The organism is Paraburkholderia sp. D15, from assembly GCF_029910215.1.
Classification (GTDB): domain Bacteria; phylum Pseudomonadota; class Gammaproteobacteria; order Burkholderiales; family Burkholderiaceae; genus Paraburkholderia.
The window spans coordinates 2,021,003-2,043,032 of sequence record NZ_CP110395.1 but is presented as its reverse complement, the minus strand read 5'-3'; the positions used below and the strand labels follow the sequence as shown (position 1 = coordinate 2,043,032).

Genomic DNA, 22,030 nt, shown 5'->3' with positions numbered 1-22,030 from the left:
GTGTCCTTTAAATGGAAGATGGGCGCCGGTGAAACCGGAGAACTGCCACAGCGCCGTCACTGGACACAATGTAGAGACCGGGGTCGTCCGGATAAAGCGGCTCGAAACGAATAGATCGGCCGGATGCGCCGAACAATCGGTAGCAGGGCCAGATTGCCGTTCCTTACCGGTCCGACAGGAAGCCGCCGAAAAACGAGCGCGCATTCGCATCGAGCGTGTCGAGGTGGTAACCGCCCTCCTGCACGATCAGCGTCGGCAGCTTCAATGCGCCGAGCTTGCCGCCGAGTTCGCCGAAGCCCTCGGTCGTCACCGCCACCATCGCCTGCGGATCGTCCTTGTAGATGTCGAAGCCGAGCGCGACCACCAGCACGTCCGGCTGGAAGCGCGCGAGCGCGCGCAACGCGACGTCGAGCTGCTCGAAAAATACCGCTTCCGGCGAGCCGTGCGGCATCGGCAGATTGAGGTTGTACCCCTCGCCTCGATGCGTGCCGCGCTCGTCGTCGAAGCCCGCGACGACCGGATAGAAGTTGGTCGGGTCGCCATGAATCGACACGTAGAGCACGTCGTCGCGGCCGTAGAAAATCTCCTGAATGCCCTGGCCGTGATGCATGTCGGTGTCGAGAATCGCCACGCGCTGATAACGCTGCCGCAGCGCCTGCGCCGCGACGGCCGCATTGTTCAGATAGCAGAAACCGCCGGCCGCTTCCGCGCGCGCATGATGGCCAGGCGGGCGGCACAGCGCATACGCTTCGCCCGCGCCGTCGAGCAAGGCATGCGCGCCGGCCAACGCGCTTTGCGCCGACCAGTACGCGGATTCGTACGTATGCTCGCCGACCGGACAGCTGCCGTCGGCGAGATAGCGCGCCGCTTGCGCGAGCACGCCGCGCAGCGGATTGTTCTCGCGGATGTACACGTTCGACATCACTTCGTCGCCCCACTCCGCGGGAATCTTCTTCCACTCGCGATGCGCTTCTTCCAGGAAACGCAGATAGTTCATGCCGTGCACGGCGGCGAGCGGCGCGCTGCCGAAGTCGGCCGGCTCGCGCACGTCGAAGCCGAGTTTCGTCGCGGCCTCGACGAGCCGCAATGCACGTTCAGGCACTTCCTGCGGCGTGCGCATCTGACCGCGCGACAGATAGCTGCGCGGATGATGCTTCAACTGCGCGGGATGAAAAAACGTTTGCATCGTTCGATTCCTTGATTTCTTCCGCTCGGGGGATCAGGCCCGCGCCGTTGCGGGTGCCGCCGCGGGTGCGGGTGCGGTTGTACTTGCAGTTGCAGCCGCAACGACCTGCGCGCGCGCCAGGACCGCGTTGAGCAGAACGTTCGCGCCGGCCGTCACATCGTCGGGCAACGCGTCTTCGGCTTCGTTGTGCGACAACCCATCCACGCACGGAATGAACACCATCGCGGTCGGCACGTGACGCGCCAGATGAATCGCGTCGTGCCCCGCACCGCTGACGATACGCTCGTACGCGTAACCCAGTTCGCGCGTCGCGTTCTCGACCAGCGCGACGCAGGCCGGATCGAACGGCGTGGCGGGACTGCGCCAGTAGGTCGAGATCGTCGCGCTCACGCCGCGTTGCACGGCCACGCGGTCGAACGCGGCGCGCAGATCCTGCTCCATCGCGTCGATCTTCGTATCGTCCGGATGACGCAGATCGACCGTGAAACTCAGCTTGCCCGCGATCGTATTGCGCGACGAATTCGGCACGTCGATCTGGCCGATCGTGACGAGCCCCTGCGGCGCAAAACGTTCGGCGAGCGCTTCGAGTTCGAGCGCCATCGCCGAGGCCGCGAAGAAGGCGTCCTTGCGATACGGCATCGGCGTGGTGCCCGCATGCGCGGCCACGCCCGTGACTTCGATGTCGAGCCAGCGGATCGATTGGCCGCCCGTCACCACGCCGATCGGATGACCGTGGCTTTCGAGAACCGGCCCCTGTTCGATATGCGCTTCGAAATACGCTTCGACGTCCTGCGTGGACATGGGCCGCGTGCCTTTTGCGCACTCGCATTCGCGCAGCGCGTCGGCCAGCGTGACGCCTTGCGCGTCCCTGGTTTGCAACGCGGCGTCGAGCGCGGTCGCGCCGACGAACACCGCCGAGCCCAGCATCGCGGGCGTGAAGCGCGCACCCTCCTCGTTGGTCCACGACACGACCTCGAGCGGATGACGCGTGCGAATGCCCTGATCGTTCAGACTGCGCACCACTTCGAGACCAGCCAGCACGCCGTACACGCCGTCGAAACGGCCGCCCTCCGGCTGCGTGTCCAGATGGCTGCCGATCAGCACCGGCCGCGCATCCGTTTGCGTGCCTTCACGGCGCGCGAACAGATTGCCGAGCGCGTCGGTGCGCACGCTCATGCCGGCCGCTTCGCACCACTGCGTGAACAACGCCCGCCCACGACGATCCTCCGCCGTGAGCGCGAGACGCCGCACGCCGCCGCGCGCGGTCGCGCCGACCTGCGCCATCTCCATCAGACTTGCCCACAGACGGGCTCCATCGACCTTCGACACCATGCCAACTCTCCTTTCGATTCAACGCGCGGCGAGCGCTTCGGGCGCATCCGCGCGACGGTGTTTGAGCGCGTCGAGCGCGACGATGCACGACAGCGAAATGCCCGCGAGACAGGTATAGAACACGGCCAGCGGCCACCATTGCCCGACGAAACGATGCGCGAGCCAGGTGCCCGCGAGCGGCGTCAAACCGCCGGCAATCGCACCGCACACCTGATACGACAGCGAGATCGCCGAGTAGCGCACGCGCACCGGAAACACGCCGCTGACGAACCCGGCAATCACCGAATAGAAACTCGCCATGCACACCACCGCCAGCGCAATGCCGACGATCATCGAGCCACGGCTGCCGCTCTGCACGAGCGTGAACATCGGGTACGGCGAGAGCATCGCCGCGAAGGCGGCGAGCTTGAGGAAGCGCGCGCCGCCGAGTTTTTCGGCGAGCCACGCGGCCAGCGGTTGCGCGAGGAACTGGATGATCGCGACCGCGAACAGGCAGTCGAGAATCAGCGACTTCGACACGCCGACGTTCTGCGTGGTGTACGAAATCATGAACGTGTTGGTGAAATACACGCCGGCGATGCCGATGGTGTTCGCGCCGATACACAGCGCGACGAGCGCGCCGGACGAGCGGAACACTTCGGCGATCGGCAGTTCGACGGTGCGCTTCGCTTCTTTCTCGCGCGCGAATTCGGGCGACTCGTTCACACCGAGACGGATGAAGATGCCGACCGCGAGCAGCACCGCGCTCGCCAGAAACGGCAGACGCCAGCCGTAGGCGAGAAAGTCGTCGTGCGGCATCGAGGTGACCGCGCGGAACGCGACCAGCGACAGGATCAACCCGGCCGGGCTGCCCAGTTGCGCGAACGACGCGAAAAACGTGCGCCGCCCCTGCGGCGCGTGTTCGCCCGCCATCAGCACCGCGCCGCCCCATTCGCCGCCCACCGCGATGCCCTGCACGACGCGCAGCAGCACCAGCAGCACGGGCGCCAGCACGCCGACCTTCGCGTACGACGGCAACAGGCCGACGCAGACCGTCGCCACGCCCATCATCATCAGCGTGGTCATCAGCGCTTTCTTGCGGCCGATGCGGTCACCGAGATGGCCGAAGATCACCCCGCCCAGCGGCCGCGCGAAGAAGCCGACCGCGAAGGTCGCGAACGACGCCATCGTGCTGACGAACGGATCATGCGACGGAAAGTACAGCTCGCCGAACACCAGCGCGGCGGCCGTCGCATAGATATAAAAGTCGTACCACTCGATCATCGTGCCGATGAAGGCGGCGCTGGCCGCCCTCACGGGCTGCCGGGCGGCGGCGGGGGATTGGGACATGGCGGCTCCTCAGTCGTCTCAGTGGTTTCAGTCGTTCAAATCGCTTCCGTCGTTAGCGGATGGCTGTCTGGCATCGTTTATCGCCATCCATAAAACATTAGTCAAATTTCGGTTTATTATCTGCGCTATAAATCTGGCTAATATTCAGGACGATTTCATGGCTCAACTGCGCGCGGACGTCACCCGTTTTCTGAACGACCGGCTCGACTGGAACCTGTTGCGCACCTTTCTCGTGATCATGCAGGAGCGCAGCGTGAGCCGCGCGGCCGCGCGTTTGCATCTAACGCAGCCGGCGGTCAGCCAGGCGCTCAAGCGGCTCGAGGAATCGCTCGGGCGCACGCTGATCCAGCGGCGCGGCCCGCACTTCGAGCCCACGCGCGCGGGCGAGGAGGTGTACCGGATCGCGAGCGACATCTACGGGCACATGTCGCGTCTGGACACCGAACTCGACGAGCGCAGCGACGACATCACCGGCTCGATTCGCCTGCTCACCGTGAGCCGGATCGACTCGGGCGTGTACGACGAATTCCTCGCGGAATTTCACAAGAGCTATCCGCGCGTGGATTTGCAGATCGAGGTGATGCGTTCGTCGGACATCATCTCGTCGCTGCTGCAGAAGACCGCGACCGCCGGGCTCGGCCTGTGCCGCACGCCGGTCGACAAACTCGAGCAGCGCTGTTTTCTGCGGCAACGGTATGCGCTGTTCTGCGGCCGGCATCACCGGCTATTCGGGCGGCACGCGCTGTCGGTCGAGCAGTTGCTGGCGGAAAATTTCGTGTCCTTCACGAGCGACCAGATCGGCGACAGCCTGTCGCCGCTCACCGTGTTTCGCGATCAGCGCGGCTTCACCGGGCGCATCGTCGCCGCGTCGCCGAGTCTCGACGAGGTGCGGCGGCTGATCTTCGCGGGCTATGGGATCGGTTGTCTGCCGGAGCACATCGTGCGCGACGATCTCGCGCAGCAAAGGCTGTGGCGTCTGCCGCCCGATGAGGGACTGGTGGACGTGGACATTCATCTGCTCTGGCTGCGCGCGCGCAAGATGAATGCGGCCGAGCAGGCGTTTCTCGACGGGATGGAACGCACGATGCAGCGTTATGCGTTGCCGGAACGGCTTGCGCCGCGGTGATGTGCGTCGAGGCGCGTTGGTGCACGTTGGTGCGCGTCGGATCGCAAGGCCCGCGCGGCGGCATGCAGTGACGCGCAACGTGCGCGCTTGCGTAGCCGCGCGTTCAGCGCTTCCTGCGCCGGTACGCAAGCTGCGCGGCCACGCTGGCCAGCACCGCCAACGCACCCAGGGTATCGAGAAGAGTCGACCACACGATTGCACCTCGCCTTTCGCTTCGTTATGGTTGCGTCCCGGTGGATGGGACGATGTTATGCAGCGATGACGGCCATTTTCGATTGCGCCGTGCAAGCTCACAATGCGTAAGATACGTAGCGTGACTTAGGCCAGGACATAGGCTGAACGCGAGGCTGAACGCGAGGCTGAATCAAACGCCGAACGCGAGCCCGAAACCGCGGTTGAACCCGAATCCAGAACCAGACGCCGAACCCCGGCGGCACGTTCCCACGACACCCACTCCATGCGCTTCGATCTCGTCGACCTACGACTGTTTCTGTCCATCCTCGAAACCGGCAGCATCACGCACGGCGCCGCGCGCGCGAATCTGTCGCTGCCATCGGCGAGCGCGCGGCTGCGCGGCATGGAGGACACGCTCGGCATGCCGCTGCTCGAACGCGGCCGGCGCGGCGTCGAATCCACGCCAACCGGCGACACGCTCGCGCACCACGCGCGGCTCGTGCTCGGCCAGATCGAGCGGATGCAGGGCGAACTCGGCGAGCATCAGCAGGGACGCAAGGCGTGCATCCGCCTGTGGACCAACTCGGCGGCGCTCACGGAGTTCTTGCCGTCGGCGGTGGGCCGTTTTCTGCGCGACCATCCGAACGTGCAGATCGATCTGAAGGAGCGGCAAAGCAGCGAAACGGTCAAGGGCGTGCTGACCGGCGCGGCGGAGATCGGCATCATTTCCGATGCGGTCGAACACGGCGCGTTGCAGACGCTGCCGTTCGCGGTCGACAAGCTCGTGCTGATCACGAGCCGCGACGATCCGCTTGCCGGACTCGCGAGCACCACGCTCGCGGAAGCCGGCGGGCGCGAATTCATCGGCCTGAGCGCGGACAGTTCGCTACAGGCGTATCTCGGCGAACGGGCATTGATGGCAGGCCGCACGCTGAGCATCCGCACGCATATGCGGACCTTCGACGGAATCTGCTGCATGGTCGAGCAAGGCGCCGGCATCGGCATCGTGTCGGCCGCCGCGGCGCGGCGCTATCGCGGCACGCCGGGCATCTGCACGATCGATCTCGCCGATCCATGGGCGACGCGCCAGTTGCTGATCTGCATGCGCGATCTGGAGACGATGCCGCGCGCGGAGAAGGCGCTGGTGCAGCATCTAACCGGTCTGCAAGGTCTTGACGACGGGTTGAAAGGGCTTGCAGCAGGCCAATGAACCAACCCCGCACGCCGCCCTCAAACCGGCCGGTCGACCTGCTCCGCCGCGATCTCTTCCAGCGATCTGCCGCGCGTCTGCACGCCCATCAGCAACACGGCGAGCGCGCCGATCAACAGCACCGCGGTGGTCGCGCCGAACACCCCCGCAAAGCCCAGCGGCGGATACAGATAGCCGACCAGGATCGGCGCCGCGATCGCGCCGAGCCGTCCGATCGACGACGCGAGTCCGGTGCCGGTCGCGCGCACGTCGGTAGGAAAAACCTCCGGCGTGTATGCATAGACGCCGGCATAGGTGCCGTTCATGAAGAACGACAGCAGCACGCCCGACAGCATGATGCCCGCGTCGCTACGCGTCAGCGCGAGCCCGAGCGCCGCGATGCCGCCCAGAATCATGTACGACGCGATGGTCGCCTGGCGGCCGATCTTTTCGTTGAGCCACGCGCCGGAAAAATAGCCGGGAATCTGGCCGAGATAGATCACGAGCGAGTACGAGAAACTGCGCGTGATCGTCATGCCGCTCTGCACCAGCAGGCCAGGAATCCACGTGAAGAACGCGTAGTAGCTGAAGGTGATCGACAGCCACATCAGCCACGTCATCGCGGTGATGCGCGCGAGCTTCGCGCTCCACAGCGCCTTCACGTTCGCGACGATCGACGCGTTGCCGGCCGCCAGCGGCAGTTCGCCTTCACGCGCCGGCGGCAGCGGTTCGAGCCGCACGCCCGCGGCCGTGACCTCCGCTTCCATGCGCGCGACGATCGCCTCGGCTTCCGCGCGGCGGCCGCGCGCTTCGAGCCAGCGCGGCGACTCGGGCAACGCGCGGCGCCACCACAGCAGCATCACGATCGGCAACGCGGTGACGACCATCACCACGCGCCACGCGTCGGGCGCGAGCGGAATCACGAGATAGCCGAGCAACGCGGCCGCGACGAAGCCGAACGAGAAGAACCCGGCGAGGCTGCCCGTGAAGCTGCCGCGATAGCGCCGTGCGACGAACTCCGACAGGAACGGCGCGACGATCGCGCTTTCCGCGCCGGTGCCGAACCCGGCGACGATGCGCGTCGCGAGAAAGAAGCCCCATTGCGTGGCCGCCGCGCTCGCGAGCGACGCCACGCAGTAGATCACCAGCGCGTACATCATCACCTTGCGGCGGCCGATCAGATCGCCGAGCATGCCCGCCAGCATCGCGCCGAGAAAATAGCCGATGAAGGTGCCGCTGCCCAGCACGCCGGTCTGCACGCTCGTGAGCCCCCATTGCGTGCGCAGCACCGGCAGCAGGAACGCGAGCACGGCGGCGTCCATCGCGTCGAAGGTATAGCCGAGGCCGCCCATCAGCAGCAGGCGGCGGTGGAACGAAGATAACGGCAGGCGCTCGATGCGCTCGGCAATCATCGACATGGCAGGACTCCCGCGAGCATGACAAAGACGGCAAGAACCACGTGGACTTTCGTTAGGCGCGTTCGAGCTCGTTCACGACGATGCGCCCATCCTTCATCACCAGCGGAATGTGCTCGCCCTGGCCGAGCAGGCACGTCACCGATTCGAGCGGATTGCCGTCCACCACCAGCAGATCCGCATACGCGCCCGGCACGATCCGCCCGAGCCGGTCCTGCATGCCCAGCACTTGCGCGCCGACGACGGTTGCGCTCGCAATCACCTCGGCCGGCGTCATGACCTCGGCCAGCAGGCGGAATTCGTCGCTTTGCAGACGCTGCGATTCGCCCAGCAGGTCGGTGCCGAAGCCCATCTTCACGCCCGCGCGCTTCATGATTTCGATCGAGCGCATGCCCGCGCCGTGCACGTCCGCGATCTTCGCGATGCTGGCCGGCGGCAGGCCGTACTTTTCGCCTTCGCTGGCGAGCGCGTCGTAGGTGACCAGCGTCGGCACCACGTAAGCGCCGTGCTGCGCGACGAGCCGCGCGGTTTCATCGTCGATCAGGTTGCCGTGTTCGATCGTGCGCACGCCGCAGCGCACCGCGCGCGCGATCGCGGCGGGCGTATAGGCGTGCGCCAGCACATAGGTGCCGCGCCCCTCGGCCTCGGCGACGATCGCGCGGATCTCGTCCTCCGAGTAGCCGAACGCGCCCACCGGGTCGGTCGGCGACGCGACCCCGCCGGAGGCCATGATCTTGATCTGGTCGGCACCCATCTGCAGTTCCTCGCGGACCGCGCGGCGCACTTCGTCGACGCCGTCCGCCACGCGGCCGAGCGCGCCGACGCGCACGCAGCATCCGCACGGCGCGTCGGGCGGCATGTAGTCGGTACGGGCGCGGCTGTCGGCATGGCCGCCGGTCTGGCTCAACGCGCGGCCCGAGACGAACATGCGCGGACCTTCGACGAGCCCGGACTCGACCGCCACCTTGAACGGATGCCCCGCGCCACCCGCGTCGCGCACCGTGGTAAACCCGCGCCGCAGCATCGCGCGCATCAGCGGCACGGCGCGCAGCGTGACGAGCACGTTGGGCAGGGTCGCGACGCGCGGCAGGTTGAACTCGATCGCGACCACATGCACGTGCAGGTCGATCAGGCCGGGCATGACGGTCCTGCCCTTCACGTCGATCACCTGCGCGGCGGCGCTGTTGAGCGGCGTGTCCGACACTTCCCGGATCAAACCGTCCTCGACGAGGATCTCGATGCCCTCGCGCAACTGCGCTTCGAGCGGATCGAGCAATGCGGCATTGCGGAACAGGAAAGTGCTCACGTCATGTCTCCCTCGGCGCGCGATGGCCGGCTGTCGTCAGGACCGTTAAACCGCAGTTTAAGCCTGATACCATAGCCACTGCATCAACCAAGCGCGGATACCGGGCGGACCAGCATGGCCCGGCGTCCTCCGACTATCGGCCTGGCGTTGCACGAGCCGGGTCTGCTCGTCCGATAAACAATGACAAGAACGGAAAACGGTCTGGTGGCGGATTTCTGGGGACGCGTGACACGGAAATTCGCGTCGTCCTCGTTGCTCGTCGCAGCGTGCGGCGCGTTGATCGCCTTCGTCATGCTCGGCCTGTGCGGGCTCGTCCTCTATCAAAGCCGCCAGGACACCCTCGACCACACGCGCGACACGCTGCGCGACATCGCGCTGATCGCCGAGCGCGACATCGAACGCAATTTCGAGCTCTACGAGCTGTCGTTGCAGGCGGTGGTGGACGGCATCAAGGACCCCGAGGTGATGGCCCTGCCGCCGCGCATGCGCCGCGAGGTGCTGTTCGACCGGGCGGCGAGCGCGCAATACCTGGGATCGATTCTCGTGCTGGATGCGCAGGGCAACATCGTGCTCGACTCCGGCAGCGACGTGCCGCGCCAGGGGAATTTCGCCGACCGGCAGTACTTCATCGTGCAACGCGACAACCCGGCCATGGGCCTGTATGTCAGCGATCCCTACGAGTCGCGGCTGCGCGGCGGCTCGCCGAGCATTGCGTTGACCCGGCGTCTGTCGAATCCGGACGGTTCGTTCGCCGGCATCGTGCTGCTCGCGGTCAACCTCGAATACTTCCACAAGCTGTTCGCCGGGCTCTCGCTCGGCCCGCACGGCTCGCTCTCGCTGATCGGCAAGGACGGCGTGATGGTGATGCGTCAGCCGTACGACCCGCGCGTGCCGGGCCGCAGCATCCGCAACGCCAGCACGTTCCGTCACTTCATGGCGGACGAGGAAGGCAGCTTCGGCGATACCGCGTCGATCGACAACGTACGGCGTCTCTACTGGTTCAGGAATTTCCCGAACGCGCCGCTGATCATCATGGCCGCCGCGGCGGAAGACGATATTTACGCGGGGTGGCGCCGCCGCGCGCTGACCATCGGCTCGCTGATGCTCGTCTTCGGCTTCGCGTTCATCGGCCTGACCTCGCTGCTCGGCGTGCAGTTGCGGCGGCGCATGCGCGCGGAATCGGAACTGATGCTGCTCGCACGCACCGACGGTCTCACCGGGCTGAACAATCGGCGCAGTCTCGGCGAGATTCTGGAGACCGAATGGCGGCGCGCGAAGCGCACGCGCAGCGTGGTGTCGCTGCTGTTCGTCGATATCGACCGCTTCAAGGCGTACAACGACACCTACGGCCACCAGGCCGGCGACGACGCGCTCGCCGCCGTCGCGCGCTGCATCACCGACAGCATCCGGCGGCCGGCCGATACCGCCGCGCGCTACGGCGGCGAGGAATTCGTCGTGGTGCTGCCCGATACGCCGGCCGAAGGCGCCACCGAAATCGCCGAGCGGATTCGCAACGCGATCTCCGAGTGCGGGATCGAACACGCGGGCAGCGAGTACGGACGCGTGACGGCCAGCATCGGCGCGGTCAGCTACGAGCCGCAACGCGACGATGAAGTGACCGCCGTGATCAAGGCCGCCGACGAAGCGCTGTACGACGCCAAGGCGAGCGGACGCAACAAGGTGTCGTCCTCACGCGTGGAACGGACGGAGCGAACCGGGCGGACGGAGCGAGCCGAGCGGGTCGGGGACGCGTAACACACCTCGCCCACGCCCTGATGGCGCGTGTGCCGCGCCCGGCGTTTTATATCACATTGACATATAATCATGCGCAATGTGTCTTCGCGTCGCCGGGGTTTCTCCGGTAACGTCGCCGGCGTCACCGTCCTTCACTTCCCTGCTCTTCCTACCGTGTACCGTTCCAACGTTCTACGCTGGCTGGCCAGCTTCATCCCCGCTCCGGTGTCCGTGCGCTGGCAGGAACGCGCGCGCGCCTGCCTCGGCGCGCTCGTCGGCATCGCCTTCACCGGCGGCGCGATGTTCGTGCTGCTCGGGCCGGCCGCCGCCATTCCGCTGCTGGTCGCGCCGATGGGCGCCTCGGCCGTGCTGCTGTTCGCCGTGCCGGCCAGTCCGCTCGCGCAGCCGTGGTCGATCATCGGCGGCAATCTGGTGTCGGCGACGATCGGCGTGACCTGCGCGCATCTGATCGGCGACCCGACGCTCGCGGCGGCGCTCGCGGTCGCGCTGTCGATCTGCGGCATGTTCGCGCTGCGCTGCGTGCATCCGCCATCCGGCGCCGTCGCGTTGACGGCGGTACTCGGCGGCCCGGCGATTCACGCGCTGGGTTATCGCTTCGTGCTGGAGCCGATCGCATTGCAGTCGGCCGCGCTGCTGGCGGCAGCGCTCGTGTATCACGCCGCTACCGGCCACCGCTATCCGCACGCGGTCCGTCAAGCGCGCGCCACGTCCGACGCCACGCCGCGCGCCGGCTTCACCCGCGCGGATCTCGAAACGGTGTTGCAGCGCCGTGGCGAAATGCTCGACATCGATCCGGACGACCTCGAAGCCTTGCTGCGCGAAACCGAATTGCAGGCGTTCTCGCGCAGCTTCGACGAACTGCGCTGCGAAGACATCATGTCGCGCCACGTAGTGGCCGTGTCGCCCGCCACCCGCGCGACGGCGGCGTGGGCGCTGCTCAAGCGCCACAACGTGAAGGCGCTGCCCGTCACCGACGGCGAGCACAAACTGCTGGGCATCGTGACACGCGCGGACCTCGTCGACAAACGGATCTTCGGCGGCCTGTCGCCCTTCGTAAACTACGTCGACGGCTGGCTGCGCGGCGACGCGCGGCGCACGCCCACCACTGGCAGCGTGATGACGACCGAGGTACGCACCATCGACGCCGCCGCGCCGATCACCGACCTCGTGCCCCTGTTCGCCAACCACGGCCATCACCACATTCCGGTGCTGGACCGCGCCGGTCAGGTGGCCGGCATGATCACGCAGATCGATCTGATCTCGGGCCTTTATCGTCAGACCATGCTGAAGGCGCAGCAGGCCGCCTGACGCCCGCCGTTCCGTGCATGCGTGCACCGGATTCGCGTGCCGGCACTGCATCCATATATATCACCTTGTGATATAATTGCGCTTTTCCCGCCACGCCGGATGACCCATGACAGCACGCATTCACGAGCTGAAGAAAACCGACTTCGAACAACTCTCGGAGTTTCGCTATCAGATGCGGCGCTTCGAGCGCTTCTCCGAACAGGCCGCGCAAAGCGAAGGCATCACGCCGCTGCAGTATCTGTTGCTGCTGCATATCAAGGGGTATCCGGAGCGCGACTGGGCCAGCATCGGCGAACTCGCCGAGCGCCTGCAATCGCAGCATCACGGCGTGGTCGCGCTGGTGTCGCGCTGCGAGGCGCTGAATCTGGTGCGCCGCCAGGTCAGCGAGACCGATCGTCGCCAGGTGGAAGTCCACCTGGAAAAAGCCGGCGAACGCGTGCTCGCACGCCTCGCGCAACTGCACCGCGCGGAGTTGAAATCGCTCAAGGGCGCTTTCCAGGTTCCACAGATCGACTACGAGTAATCATGAGCACAGATGCCCACAAGCGCGATTTTTCGGCCAACGCGCGGCTGCCCGGAATTTTCGCGCTGGCTGCATGCATCGGCGCGGTCAGTACGCTCGCCGCATTCGTCCTGCTGAACCTGATCCGGTTGTTCACCAATCTGTTTTTCTTCGGCACGCTGTCGTTCGCCGAGCGCTCGCCGGCGGGCAACACGCTCGGGCTGTGGGTGATCGGCGTGCCGGTGCTGGGCGGGCTGATCGTGGGGCTGATCGCGCGGTATGGGTCGGAGAAGATTCGCGGTCACGGCATTCCGGAAGCGATCGAGGCGATCCTGTTCGGCAAGAGCCGGATGTCGCCGAAGGTCGCGGTGCTCAAGCCGCTGTCGTCGGGCATCGTGATCGGCAGCGGCGGCCCGTTCGGCGCGGAAGGGCCGATCATCATGACCGGCGGCGCGCTCGGCTCGTTGATCGCGCAATGCTTCAAGGTCACGGCGGCGGAGCGCAAGACGCTGCTGGTGGCGGGCGCGGCGGCCGGCATGACCGCGGTGTTCGGCACGCCGGTCGCGGCCGTGCTGCTGGCGGTCGAACTGCTGTTGTTCGAATGGCGGCCGCGCAGTTTTCTGCCGGTGGCGATCGCCTGCGCGGTGGCCGGTTTCGCGCGCGCGCTGTGCTTCGGCGCGGGTCCGCTGTTTCCGCTCGACACTGCTGTGCCAGATGCGTGGGCGCTGCTGTCCTGCGTGATTGCCGGGTTGTTGTCGGGTGCGCTCGCGTCGGGACTGTCGGCTGCGCTTTACAAGACCGAGGACCTGTTCGGCAAGCTGCCGATTCACTGGATGTGGTGGCCGGCGCTCGGCGCGGTGGTCGTCGGTATCGGCGGATGGCTGGAGCCGCGCGCGCTCGGCGTCGGTTACGACGTGATCGGCGATCTGCTGCATCAGCACATCGCGGTGCAGATCGCACTCGCGCTGCTCGCGGTGAAGGCGGTGATGTGGGTGGTCGCGCTCGGCTCCGGCACGTCGGGCGGCGTGCTCGCGCCGCTGCTGATGCTCGGCGCGGGTCTCGGCACGCTGCTGTCGCACTGGCTGCCGGGTAACGAACCGGCGCTGTGGCCGCTCGTCTGCATGGCCGCCACGCTGGGCGCGACGCTCGGCGCGCCGTTGACGGCAATCGTCTTCGCGTTCGGCCTCACTCACGACAGCAACGCGCTGCTGCCGCTATTGACGGCGACGCTGGTCGCGCACGGCTTCTCGGCGGTGGTGATGCGCCGGTCGATCATGACGGAGAAGATCGCGCGGCGCGGGTATCACATCTATCGCGAGTACGGCGTCGATCCGCTGGAGCGGCACTATGTCGATGAGGTGATGACGACCGAGGTCGAAACGATCGATGCGGGGTTGACGGTGGGCGCGGCATTGGACGCGTATTTCGGTTCAGGGCAGTTGCATCGCGCGTATCCGGTGGTGCGCGCGGGCGCGGTGATCGGTGTGGTGGATCGCGCGATGCTCGAGCGTTTTTGCCGCGTCGAGGGCGAGGCTAAGGCTGAGGCCAGTGCTGGCGCTTCCGGGAATAACGATGCTCGCCGCGCGCTCAAGCATGCGTCGACGCTCGCCGCTGTATTTGAACGCACAGCACCGGCGTTTGCGCTGCGCTCGGAAACCTGCCGGCTCGTCGCGACGCGGCTGGCCGTGCAGGGACTCGAACGCCTGCCGGTCGTCGCCGATGCGCAGAGCCTGCGGCTCGTCGGCATCGTGTCGCGCAGCGATCTCGTCAAACCGTCGCTCGCGCACTTCGAGGAAGAACACAAGCGCGAACGCTTCCGTCGTCTGCCGATCGCATCGGCAAAGCGGCGCTTCGCGCCCGTCGGCAAGGCGGGATAACGGCACGATGGAATGGCGAGCTGGCGGGATGGCGGGATGGCAAGGCGATAGCCTCGCACCCCGCCGTCGCTCACTTCACGTCGAAGCTGTAATCGCCGTGTGTCCGGTGCCCATCGTCGGCCACTGCCACCCAATGCACGGTGTAGTGCCCCGCCGCGAGCGCCGGCAACGGCACCGCGATCGCATCGGCCTCGTGCGCATCGACGGCTGATTTTTCCGTGTTGACCTGCCTGCCGCTCGCGTCGGTCACGGTCAGCGAGCTGAAGGCGGGTTCCAGCGGTCCGTCGAAAATCACCCGCACCTGCGCGGGCGAGGCCACCGTCGCGCCCGCGCCCGGCTCCTGCTTTTTCGGGAACACATGCGCGAAAGCGGAGCTTGCGAGTCCGAGGCCAAGTACCAGCGCGAGCGCGAGCGTGGCCGGCTTCATCGCGAGTTCCGTTTTCTGCTCCGTAGTCCGCTGCAACGTGTCCCTTCGATCGTCGTTCATCGTGCGTCTCCCGCGTTATTGAAACAGAGGTTTGCCGAGCGTCGCCGGTGCGACGTCGTCGAGGAACACGTGCGCCTGCACCAGAATGCCCACGTGCGAGCCGCTCGCGCGGTTGATCGGGATCTGCGCTTCCACGCCGAATTGCCCGTACCGGTTGATCCAGATGAAGCCCGGGTTGACTGTGCCAGTCGTCTGCCCCTGACTGCGCGACAACGGAATTTCCACCAGCGGAATCAGATTCGCCAGCGGTTGCGGCAGGCCAACGTCGTGCACGTGTTGCTGCAGATACGGCAGGCTGTACTGCACCGTGAAGCCGTAGTTGAACGCGTTCGGCTGACCCGCGCCGGTGGTCAGCGCCGGCCCCGCTTCGCCGGTGATCGCGATGGGCCGCAGATAGGCGAGCGCATCGGGCAGATCGCCCATGCCTTTACCCGCGTACAGCGTCGGCGAGAGGGTCGAGAAGTTGTCGGCGATCGCGCGGCTGCCGGTGCCGCCGATCTCGGCATCCACGCCGACCGAGGTCATGAACTCGTGCGCGTCGTTCACGTACAGCAGGTATTTCAGGCCGACGCCGAAGTTGTCGAAGCCGCGCGCGGCCGGGTTGTTCTGCATCACGTAACTGCCGTCGACGGACACCGCGAAGCGCGGCGTGATCAGCTTGTCGTATTCGACGCTGAAGGTGTTGATGCTCTGGTCGCCGCCGTCGCCCGGCACGCGCTGGTGGCCATACTGGAAGTCGGCTTCGTCGCCGACGCCGGGGTCGTCGACGGCCATCGTCGCGGGGAAGACGCGGTCGCCGGCGATCGCGTGCGCGTGGGCCAGCGAGGACGCGCAGAGGCAGGCGATGGCGAGGGTTGTCGTGGCGAGTGCCATCGTGCGCGGCCTTCCGTGACCGCGCATCGTGAGGGTGTGCAACATGGTCGATCCTGTTTCGTAAGGTTCATGGCTCGTCCGGCCGTCGGTCGTGACGGGGCCGCGCGGCGTCCAACGGACGTGCGCCGGCCGCCGCGATGCAGGCAAACGCATCGCGCCGGGAACGTGTGAATCAGACGAGGACCGGTGGTGCGCGGGGTCGCGCGAAGGTCAGCGGTTCGACGCGGCGAACGCTGTCGAAGCGCGTCGCGATGGTGTGCTGACGCGTGCGCACCGCGACGAAGAAGAGCGTTTCGACGCTCGGCACGGCGGGCATGTGGGCAAGCAGGCTGCAGTAGCCGCAGGCGTCGCCGTCGGACATCGTGGCGTGGGACGCGTGCTTGCCGACGGGGCTGGCGGAGGTGGCTGAGTCGTTCGAGGGTGCATCGTCAGGCGTCGATGCGGCCTGATGCATCGCATGCATGGCGTGCATCGCATGCATCGAGGCCATCACATGCGTGGAACCGCCGGCGCTCATCGAGTCCATGGCGTCCATCTGCATCGACGGCATCGAGCAATGCACCGGCATACCGGCGGCGCCGTCACGGGCGGCGAGCGTATGCGAGATCGTCGGCGCGAGCGTGGCCATCAGGATCGCCAGCAATCCCAGCCAACTGCCGATCTTCCGATGGAAACGACTCACGATGCGCCCGGCGACACGACGAAACAACGATGCGATAAAGAGAAGACTGGAAACTGCCGCGGATTATGCCACGACGTATTTCGCGCGCAGACCGCCCAGCGCCCCGTGATGCCGAAGATTTGCCCCTGCCGCGCAAGCTTGCGTATCAGCCCCACCGCCTCCGCCTCCGCCTCCGCATCGGCAACAGCATCAGCATCCGCCCCCAACGCCCACCCGCCCCACCGGTCAATAGAGCAATCCTCGGACGCCCACGCGCGGCCAGACGTTAGACAATACGGCATCCCCGCTCGCGGCACCGCGCCTCCCCGACATGACGACCCAGCGCCCGCCCTCCCCGCATTTCCCCGACGAGCCTCCGCATGCCGAATGGCGCGACCACACGCTGCCCTACGCGATCGTGGCCGCGCTGGTCGTGCTGCTGGTGACGCTGTTCGTCTGGCTGGCCGATCCGGCGCCGCCCAAGACCATCACGATGAGCGCGGGCCCGCGCGACAGTTCGTTCATGGTCGCCGCCGATCAGTACAAGAAAATCCTCGCGAAAAACGGCATCCGTTTGAACCTGCTGGAGTCGGACGGCTCGGTGCAGAACCTGCATCGCCTGCTCGACCCGAAACAGCATGTCGATGTCGCGCTGGTTCAGGGCGGCGTCGCGGACGGCCTCGACACGTCGTCGCTGATGTCGCTCGGCAGCGTGTTCTACATCCCGGTGGTGGTCTTTTATCGCGGCACCGGCCTGACCGAGCTGTCGCAACTGGAAGGCAAACGGATCGCGGTGGGCCGCGAAGGCAGCGGCACGCGTCTGCTCGCGCTCAAGCTGCTGGACGCGAACGGCATCGAACCCGGCGACGGCACGGTGCTGGTGCCCAGCGACGGCCTGCAAGCCGCGACTCAACTGGTGGCCGGCGAGGTGGACGCGGCGATCCTGAACGGCGACTCCGCCACGCGCGGCCTGATGCTGCGGCTCCTGAAGGTGCCCGGCATCTCCGTGATGAATTTCGACGAAGCCAGCGCCTATACGCGGCTCTTTCCGTATCTGGATCAGATCGACCTGCCGCCCGGCGTGCTGGACCTGAAGCACCGGATTCCGCCCGAGACCGTGCACCTGATCAGCCCGACGGTCGAACTGGTGGCGCGCACGAGTCTGCATCCGGCGATCTCCGATCTGCTGATCGAAGCCGCGCAGGAAGTGCACGGGATGCCGGGCCTGTTGCAGCACGCGGGCGAGTTTCCGAACCCGGTGGCGCGCGAATATCAGATCAGCGAGGACGCGCAGCGCTACTACCGGACCGGCAAGAGCTTCCTGTACCGGACGCTGCCGTTCTGGCTCGCGAGCATCGCCGACCGCACGCTGGTGCTGCTGCTGCCGATGGCCGTGCTGCTGTTTCCCGCGATGCGGCTGATTCCGGCGCTGTATCGCTGGCGGGTGCGTTCGCGCATCTATCGCTATTACGGTTCGCTGATCGCGATCGAACGCGGCGCGCTGGCCGAGTCGAGCGAGGCCGACCGCAAGCGGCTGCTCGCGGAACTGGATCAGATCGAGGTGTCGTTGAACCGGCTGCGCATGCCGCTTGCGTATGCGGATGCGTTTTATGTGCTGCGCGAGCACGTCGGTTTCGTGCGCGACCGGTTGACGGCCGCGTCGCCAGGCGGCCGCCCGTAGAGCGGGCGGCGCTGGCTTTTCAGGCGGGGGATTACGCTTCGGGCGTAGCCGGCGGCGTACCGGCCGGCGTGGCCGAGGCAGTCGATTCGGCTGCCGGTTCGATGACGGTTCCGGCAGCCGGCGCGGTTGCCGCGGCATCCGTCACAGCGTCTGTAGCAGCAGGCGTTTGCGCTGCCGCAACAGCTTGCGTGGCAGCGTCTGCTGCCGCCGTTGCCGGAGCTTCGCCAGCCGCGTTGTTTTGCACGTTCTGTTGCGCGTTGCCGGGCGCTGCACCCGCCGCACCCGCTGCCGCCGCTTCGCCGGAAGCACCAGCCGCCGCCGTTGCCGTGGCATCAGCCGCCGCAGCCGCCTTCTGCGCGCTACGCCCCGCGCGATGCGCCTGCAGACGCTGGGCGCCCGCCGCTTCCTGCGCGCTCACCGTGCCCGCCTCGGCGCCCGTCAGATCGACGCGCGCCGCGCCTTCGACCAGACACTTCCAGTAACGGCTACCGCGGCACCACGTCTTGATCGCGTCGCGCAACTCGGCCTCGGTCAGCGACAGCTCCTTCGCATGCACGACGAGGTCTTCGAAAATGCCGACCTTCAGCGGCAATTTCGGCGCCGGGTTCTTCGGGAACGCGACCGGGAAACGCTTCTGCAAACGGCCGATCGATTTGACCACCGGGTCCACCGGCTTCGCGTCCGCGGCCGGCTTCGCGTGAGCGGCGGGCCGCGCCTGTGCCGATGCGCCGCCTTGAGCGTTCGCCTCCGCGTGCGGCGCTTGATGCGCATGACGGCGCGGCGGCGCCGGCTTGCGCGACGGCCGCGCGTCAGCCTTGCTGTCGGCCCTGCCGTCGGCCCTATTACCGGCCTTGCCGGCAGGCTTGGCGCCGGGCTTGGAACCAGGCTTTGCATCCGGCTTCGCGGCAGGCGCCGCTTCGGCTCGCGCCGCGGCCAGTTGCTTCTTCAGTTCGGCAAGTTGTTCGAAACCCATAGCACACAATCGATCGAGAAAGACGGGATTGTAGCAGCGTGCGCGAACCCGCTCGTGACAACGCTGCAACGGGCGTTCGCGGGGTTCGCGACAACGCGCGGAACGGTCTGCGCGCAAGCTCGCCGCTGGGCAAAAACTAGCCCGCCAGCACGTCCCCAAAACCGCCCAGACGCGCCCCGCTCGCACGGATCGCGGCGGCCACCCGCGGCGACAGCAGCGCCTGCAATTCGTCCGCGTGCCGGTACGCGCGCATGCCGTCGCTCAGCGCGCGCTCGCCCGCCAGCGCGGGATGGCAGTAAATCTCGCCGACGCCGTCCGGCAGGTCGGCCAGCGCCGCCAGCCAGGCCGCCTCGTCCATCCGGCCGCTCGCGGCAATGCCCACGACGTAGTCGTTATGCGCGATGCCCGCGCGATCGAGCCGCGCGCGCACCCTGGCGATCCACGGTTTCAGCCACCACGGCGCGCCCGCCTCGAACGGCAGGCGCATCGCGCGCATCCCGTATTCGCGGCCGATGTCGAGGATCAACCCGAGCACCGTCGGATGCAGATGGAAATGCTTGTGCGTGTTGACGTGGTCGAGCGTCAGGCCGGTTCGGGCGAACGCGTCGAACTGCGCGCGAATTTCGCGCGCGAGCTGCCGGCGCACCCAGGGCAGGAAGAAAAACCGCACGCCGGCGCGCACCATGTCGTCGCCGAAACGGCCGTGCTCGTCGAGCAGGGCGGCGATCGCGGCGCGCGGCGCAAGCGCGGCGCCGTCGGCGAGCACCAGATGCAGGCCGACCCGCAGGCCCGGCAACGCGCGGGCGCGCGCCACCGCATCGGCGGCGGCCGGGGCGCCGGTCATCAGGCTCGCGGCGCGCAGCACGCCGTCGCGATGCGCGCGCTCGACCGCCTCGTTCACGCGCGGGTGCAGACCGAAATCGTCGGCGGTGACGATCAGCGCGCGCGGCTTAACCGCCATCGGAAGTCTCCATCACGTCCAGTATGTTGATTGCGCCGGGCGTCGCGGCGTGCGGATTCGAGACATGCGGCGTCGAAGCGGTCGCCGAGGTCGCGGAAAACGCGGAGCCGGCAGCGGACGCCTCCACCGGCACGCGCATGCCCCGCCATGTCACGTGCGAGCCGAACGCCCCCGCGAGCCACTGGAACATCAGCAGCGTGTCGCGCAACGGCACGAGCGGCAGATCGCGCCAGAACGTCCGTTCATGCCGCGCGGCGCGCCAGTGCAGCAACAGACGCGCGATGCCGCCCGCCAGCGTCGCCGCAACGCTCGCGGCCGCGGCCCACTCCATCGTCCAGGCGTGCGCGCCGCGCGGCGCCGCCGCCAGCGTGCCCGCGAGCCACGCGCCCGCCATCAGCCACGGCGACGTGAACGTGACCGGCAGCGACAGGAAGCCCAGCGGATTCACCGAGCGGATCGTGCGCAACCAGCGCGTCTCGCGCTGCCACAGCGCGGCGAAGGTCGGCTCGATCACGTCGGTGGCGACCATCACGCGCGAGAGCACCGTCGGCAGTCCGAGCGCGCGGACGTGTTCGGCGAGCCAGTAGTCGTCCGCGAGACAGTCTTTCAGTGCGCCGAAACCGCCGATCCGTTCGAGCGTCGCGCGCCGCAAGGCCAGCGTCGCGCCGAAACCGAAACGCCGCGAGCCGGCCGCATGCGCGACGCGCACCGACGGCGCGAACCACTCGTTGATGAACAGCGCGCCCACCCGCGGCCAGAATCCGCCGACGCCGCGCGCGACGTACAGGCACGTGACCACGCCGACGCGCGGGTCCGCGAGCGGCGCGGCCACGCTGTCGAGATAATCGGCTTGCACGGCGATGTCGCTGTCGGCGATCACGATCACGTCGTGGCGCGCGTGCTCCGCCATGTTGATCAGGTTGCTGACCTTGAGATTGCTGCCGTGCACGCGCGTGTCGATCGCGAGTTCGATGTCGCAGCGCGGATACGCGGCCTGCAGACGACGAACCACGGCGATCGCGGGATCGTCCGGCGACGACACGCCGAGCACCAGCTGGAAACGTCCGTGGCGCTGCTCGCAGAACGTGCGCAGATTTTCATAGAGACGCGGCTCGGCGCCGCACAGGGGCTTGAGCACGCTGACGCCGACATCGGCGAAGGAATAGCACGGAAGCGACGTGAGCGAGGTGAGCGAGGTGAAGGACGGGACCGCGACGCTCGACGGCCTCACGGCGCCTGGCCGGCGACCCCGACCCTGCCCTCGCCCTTGCCCGCCCCCTCGCCGTGCGCCGAAAAACGGCATTGCCACCGCGGCCACCATCGCATACGCCGATGCGCTGACGCAACCCGCCAGCAGTAGCCATTGCCATGCCGCGATTGCGTGAGCCGCCATCGTGAGCATCCGTTGGAGACGTTAGAAAAAGGTTATAAAAAGGTTAGAAGCGGTGGAAGCGTTAAAGACCGGCAAGCACGAACGGCCGCCCCGTCAAGCGCAGATGCAATTCGACCAGCCAGCGCTGCGGACAGTCTTCGGCGATCGCGACGCAAGCGTGGCACGCAGCGAAAGGAGACGCATCCGCACGCGCATCGGCTTCCTGCTCGATCGCGTGACGCGCCTGCACGGCCTGCTCGAACGCCGCCTGCGCGAATTCGCGCGTCACGATCACGCCGCTGACGATCGCGGCGAGCGCCAGCAGACGGAACGGCGTGGAACTGAAAAGCTGTTGCGACACCGGCAACAGCAGCAGCGCGAGAAACGCGAGCGCCTCGGCGCACAGCGCGGTGAACGAAGCCACCAGCAGATGGGCCCGCAGCATGTCGACAATAACTGGCTTCATGGCGTGATCTCGTGACCTGGCGAGAGGCACGGCGCCCGGCATCGGCGCAGCGGCCGG

Annotated in this window: 19 protein-coding genes; 7 read left to right on the top strand and 12 right to left on the bottom strand. The window is 67.2% G+C overall.

All coding sequences use genetic code 11. From position 1 onward, the window contains the following. Window positions 1-163: 163 nt before the first annotated feature. Genes LFL96_RS08790 through LFL96_RS08780 form a run of 3 tightly spaced genes read right to left on the bottom strand, consistent with a single transcriptional unit; the run spans window position 164 to window position 3,847 of the window. Window positions 164-1,186, bottom strand: a complete 1,023-nt coding sequence (locus LFL96_RS08790) for a histone deacetylase family protein (RefSeq protein WP_281000221.1) — start codon at window positions 1,184-1,186, stop codon at window positions 164-166. 33 nt (window positions 1,187-1,219) lie between these two features. After that, window positions 1,220-2,518, bottom strand: coding sequence for a Zn-dependent hydrolase (locus LFL96_RS08785; protein ID WP_281000219.1), 1,299 nt, complete (start codon window positions 2,516-2,518; stop codon window positions 1,220-1,222). 18 nt (window positions 2,519-2,536) lie between these two features. After that, a complete protein-coding gene (locus LFL96_RS08780; RefSeq protein WP_281000217.1) occupies window positions 2,537-3,847 on the bottom strand; it encodes an MFS transporter in 1,311 nt (436 codons plus the stop codon). Between the two features lie 166 nt (window positions 3,848-4,013). Between LFL96_RS08780 and LFL96_RS08775 the strand changes: the two genes are divergently transcribed. Both LFL96_RS08775 and LFL96_RS08770 read left to right on the top strand, forming a co-directional pair. After that, a complete protein-coding gene (locus LFL96_RS08775; RefSeq protein WP_281000643.1) occupies window positions 4,014-4,973 on the top strand; it encodes a LysR family transcriptional regulator in 960 nt (319 codons plus the stop codon). 457 nt (window positions 4,974-5,430) lie between these two features. After that, complete coding sequence (locus LFL96_RS08770; RefSeq protein ID WP_281000215.1) at window positions 5,431-6,357, top strand: LysR family transcriptional regulator; 927 nt, start codon at window positions 5,431-5,433, stop codon at window positions 6,355-6,357. 20 nt (window positions 6,358-6,377) lie between these two features. On the opposite strand, the gene LFL96_RS08765 is transcribed toward LFL96_RS08770, so the two are convergent. Both LFL96_RS08765 and LFL96_RS08760 read right to left on the bottom strand, forming a co-directional pair. Next, window positions 6,378-7,754: an MFS transporter gene (locus LFL96_RS08765; RefSeq protein WP_281000213.1), complete on the bottom strand. Its 1,377-nt coding sequence runs from the start codon at window positions 7,752-7,754 to the stop codon at window positions 6,378-6,380. 52 nt (window positions 7,755-7,806) lie between these two features. After that, window positions 7,807-9,057: an amidohydrolase family protein gene (locus tag LFL96_RS08760; RefSeq protein WP_281000211.1), complete on the bottom strand. Its 1,251-nt coding sequence runs from the start codon at window positions 9,055-9,057 to the stop codon at window positions 7,807-7,809. A 180-nt stretch (window positions 9,058-9,237) separates the two neighbouring features. On the opposite strand from LFL96_RS08760, the gene LFL96_RS08755 reads away from it, so the two are divergent. The 4 genes from LFL96_RS08755 (at window position 9,238) to LFL96_RS08740 (ending at window position 14,499) form a co-directional block, all read left to right on the top strand. Continuing rightward, complete coding sequence (locus LFL96_RS08755; RefSeq protein ID WP_281000209.1) at window positions 9,238-10,812, top strand: sensor domain-containing diguanylate cyclase; 1,575 nt, start codon at window positions 9,238-9,240, stop codon at window positions 10,810-10,812. Window positions 10,813-10,965: 153 nt separating this feature from the next. Further along, window positions 10,966-12,120, top strand: coding sequence for an HPP family protein (locus LFL96_RS08750; RefSeq protein ID WP_281000641.1), 1,155 nt, complete (start codon window positions 10,966-10,968; stop codon window positions 12,118-12,120). Window positions 12,121-12,226: 106 nt separating this feature from the next. After that, window positions 12,227-12,643, top strand: coding sequence for a helix-turn-helix domain-containing protein (locus LFL96_RS08745; protein WP_281000208.1), 417 nt, complete (start codon window positions 12,227-12,229; stop codon window positions 12,641-12,643). A 2-nt stretch (window positions 12,644-12,645) separates the two neighbouring features. Then, entirely contained in the window at window positions 12,646-14,499 is a 1,854-nt protein-coding gene (locus LFL96_RS08740; protein ID WP_281000207.1) for a chloride channel protein, read from the top strand. Between the two features lie 70 nt (window positions 14,500-14,569). Here LFL96_RS08740 and LFL96_RS08735 read toward each other — a convergent pair whose 3' ends face one another. The 3 genes from LFL96_RS08735 to LFL96_RS08725 all read right to left on the bottom strand — a co-directional run bounded on the left by LFL96_RS08735 (window position 14,570) and on the right by LFL96_RS08725 (window position 16,487). Then, the gene (locus tag LFL96_RS08735; RefSeq protein WP_281000639.1) at window positions 14,570-14,926 is read right to left on the bottom strand and encodes a copper resistance protein CopC; all 357 of its coding nucleotides are present in this window, start codon (window positions 14,924-14,926) and stop codon (window positions 14,570-14,572) included. 75 nt (window positions 14,927-15,001) lie between these two features. Further along, window positions 15,002-15,859 (bottom strand): hypothetical protein, encoded by an 858-nt coding sequence (locus LFL96_RS08730; RefSeq protein WP_281000637.1) that lies wholly within the window; start codon window positions 15,857-15,859, stop codon window positions 15,002-15,004. A 172-nt stretch (window positions 15,860-16,031) separates the two neighbouring features. Next, window positions 16,032-16,487: a DUF2946 domain-containing protein gene (locus LFL96_RS08725; RefSeq protein WP_281000206.1), complete on the bottom strand. Its 456-nt coding sequence runs from the start codon at window positions 16,485-16,487 to the stop codon at window positions 16,032-16,034. A 364-nt stretch (window positions 16,488-16,851) separates the two neighbouring features. Here LFL96_RS08725 and LFL96_RS08720 point away from each other — a divergent pair, with 364 nt between their 5' ends. After that, window positions 16,852-18,201, top strand: coding sequence for a TAXI family TRAP transporter solute-binding subunit (locus tag LFL96_RS08720; protein ID WP_281000205.1), 1,350 nt, complete (start codon window positions 16,852-16,854; stop codon window positions 18,199-18,201). A gap of 31 nt (window positions 18,202-18,232) precedes the next feature. On the opposite strand, the gene LFL96_RS08715 is transcribed toward LFL96_RS08720, so the two are convergent. From LFL96_RS08715 to LFL96_RS08700, 4 genes are all read right to left on the bottom strand, one after another. Then, window positions 18,233-19,174: a ProQ/FinO family protein gene (locus tag LFL96_RS08715; protein ID WP_281000204.1), complete on the bottom strand. Its 942-nt coding sequence runs from the start codon at window positions 19,172-19,174 to the stop codon at window positions 18,233-18,235. Between the two features lie 136 nt (window positions 19,175-19,310). Beyond that, window positions 19,311-20,135 (bottom strand): hopanoid biosynthesis-associated protein HpnK, encoded by an 825-nt coding sequence (gene hpnK / locus LFL96_RS08710; RefSeq protein ID WP_281000203.1) that lies wholly within the window; start codon window positions 20,133-20,135, stop codon window positions 19,311-19,313. After that, window positions 20,125-21,528, bottom strand: coding sequence for a bacteriohopanetetrol glucosamine biosynthesis glycosyltransferase HpnI (gene hpnI / locus LFL96_RS08705; RefSeq protein WP_281000202.1), 1,404 nt, complete (start codon window positions 21,526-21,528; stop codon window positions 20,125-20,127). Before hpnI ends, hpnK begins: the two co-directional genes overlap by 11 nt. Window positions 21,529-21,589: 61 nt before the next feature. After that, window positions 21,590-21,973: a hypothetical protein gene (locus LFL96_RS08700; RefSeq protein ID WP_281000201.1), complete on the bottom strand. Its 384-nt coding sequence runs from the start codon at window positions 21,971-21,973 to the stop codon at window positions 21,590-21,592. Window positions 21,974-22,030: the final 57 nt, after the last annotated feature.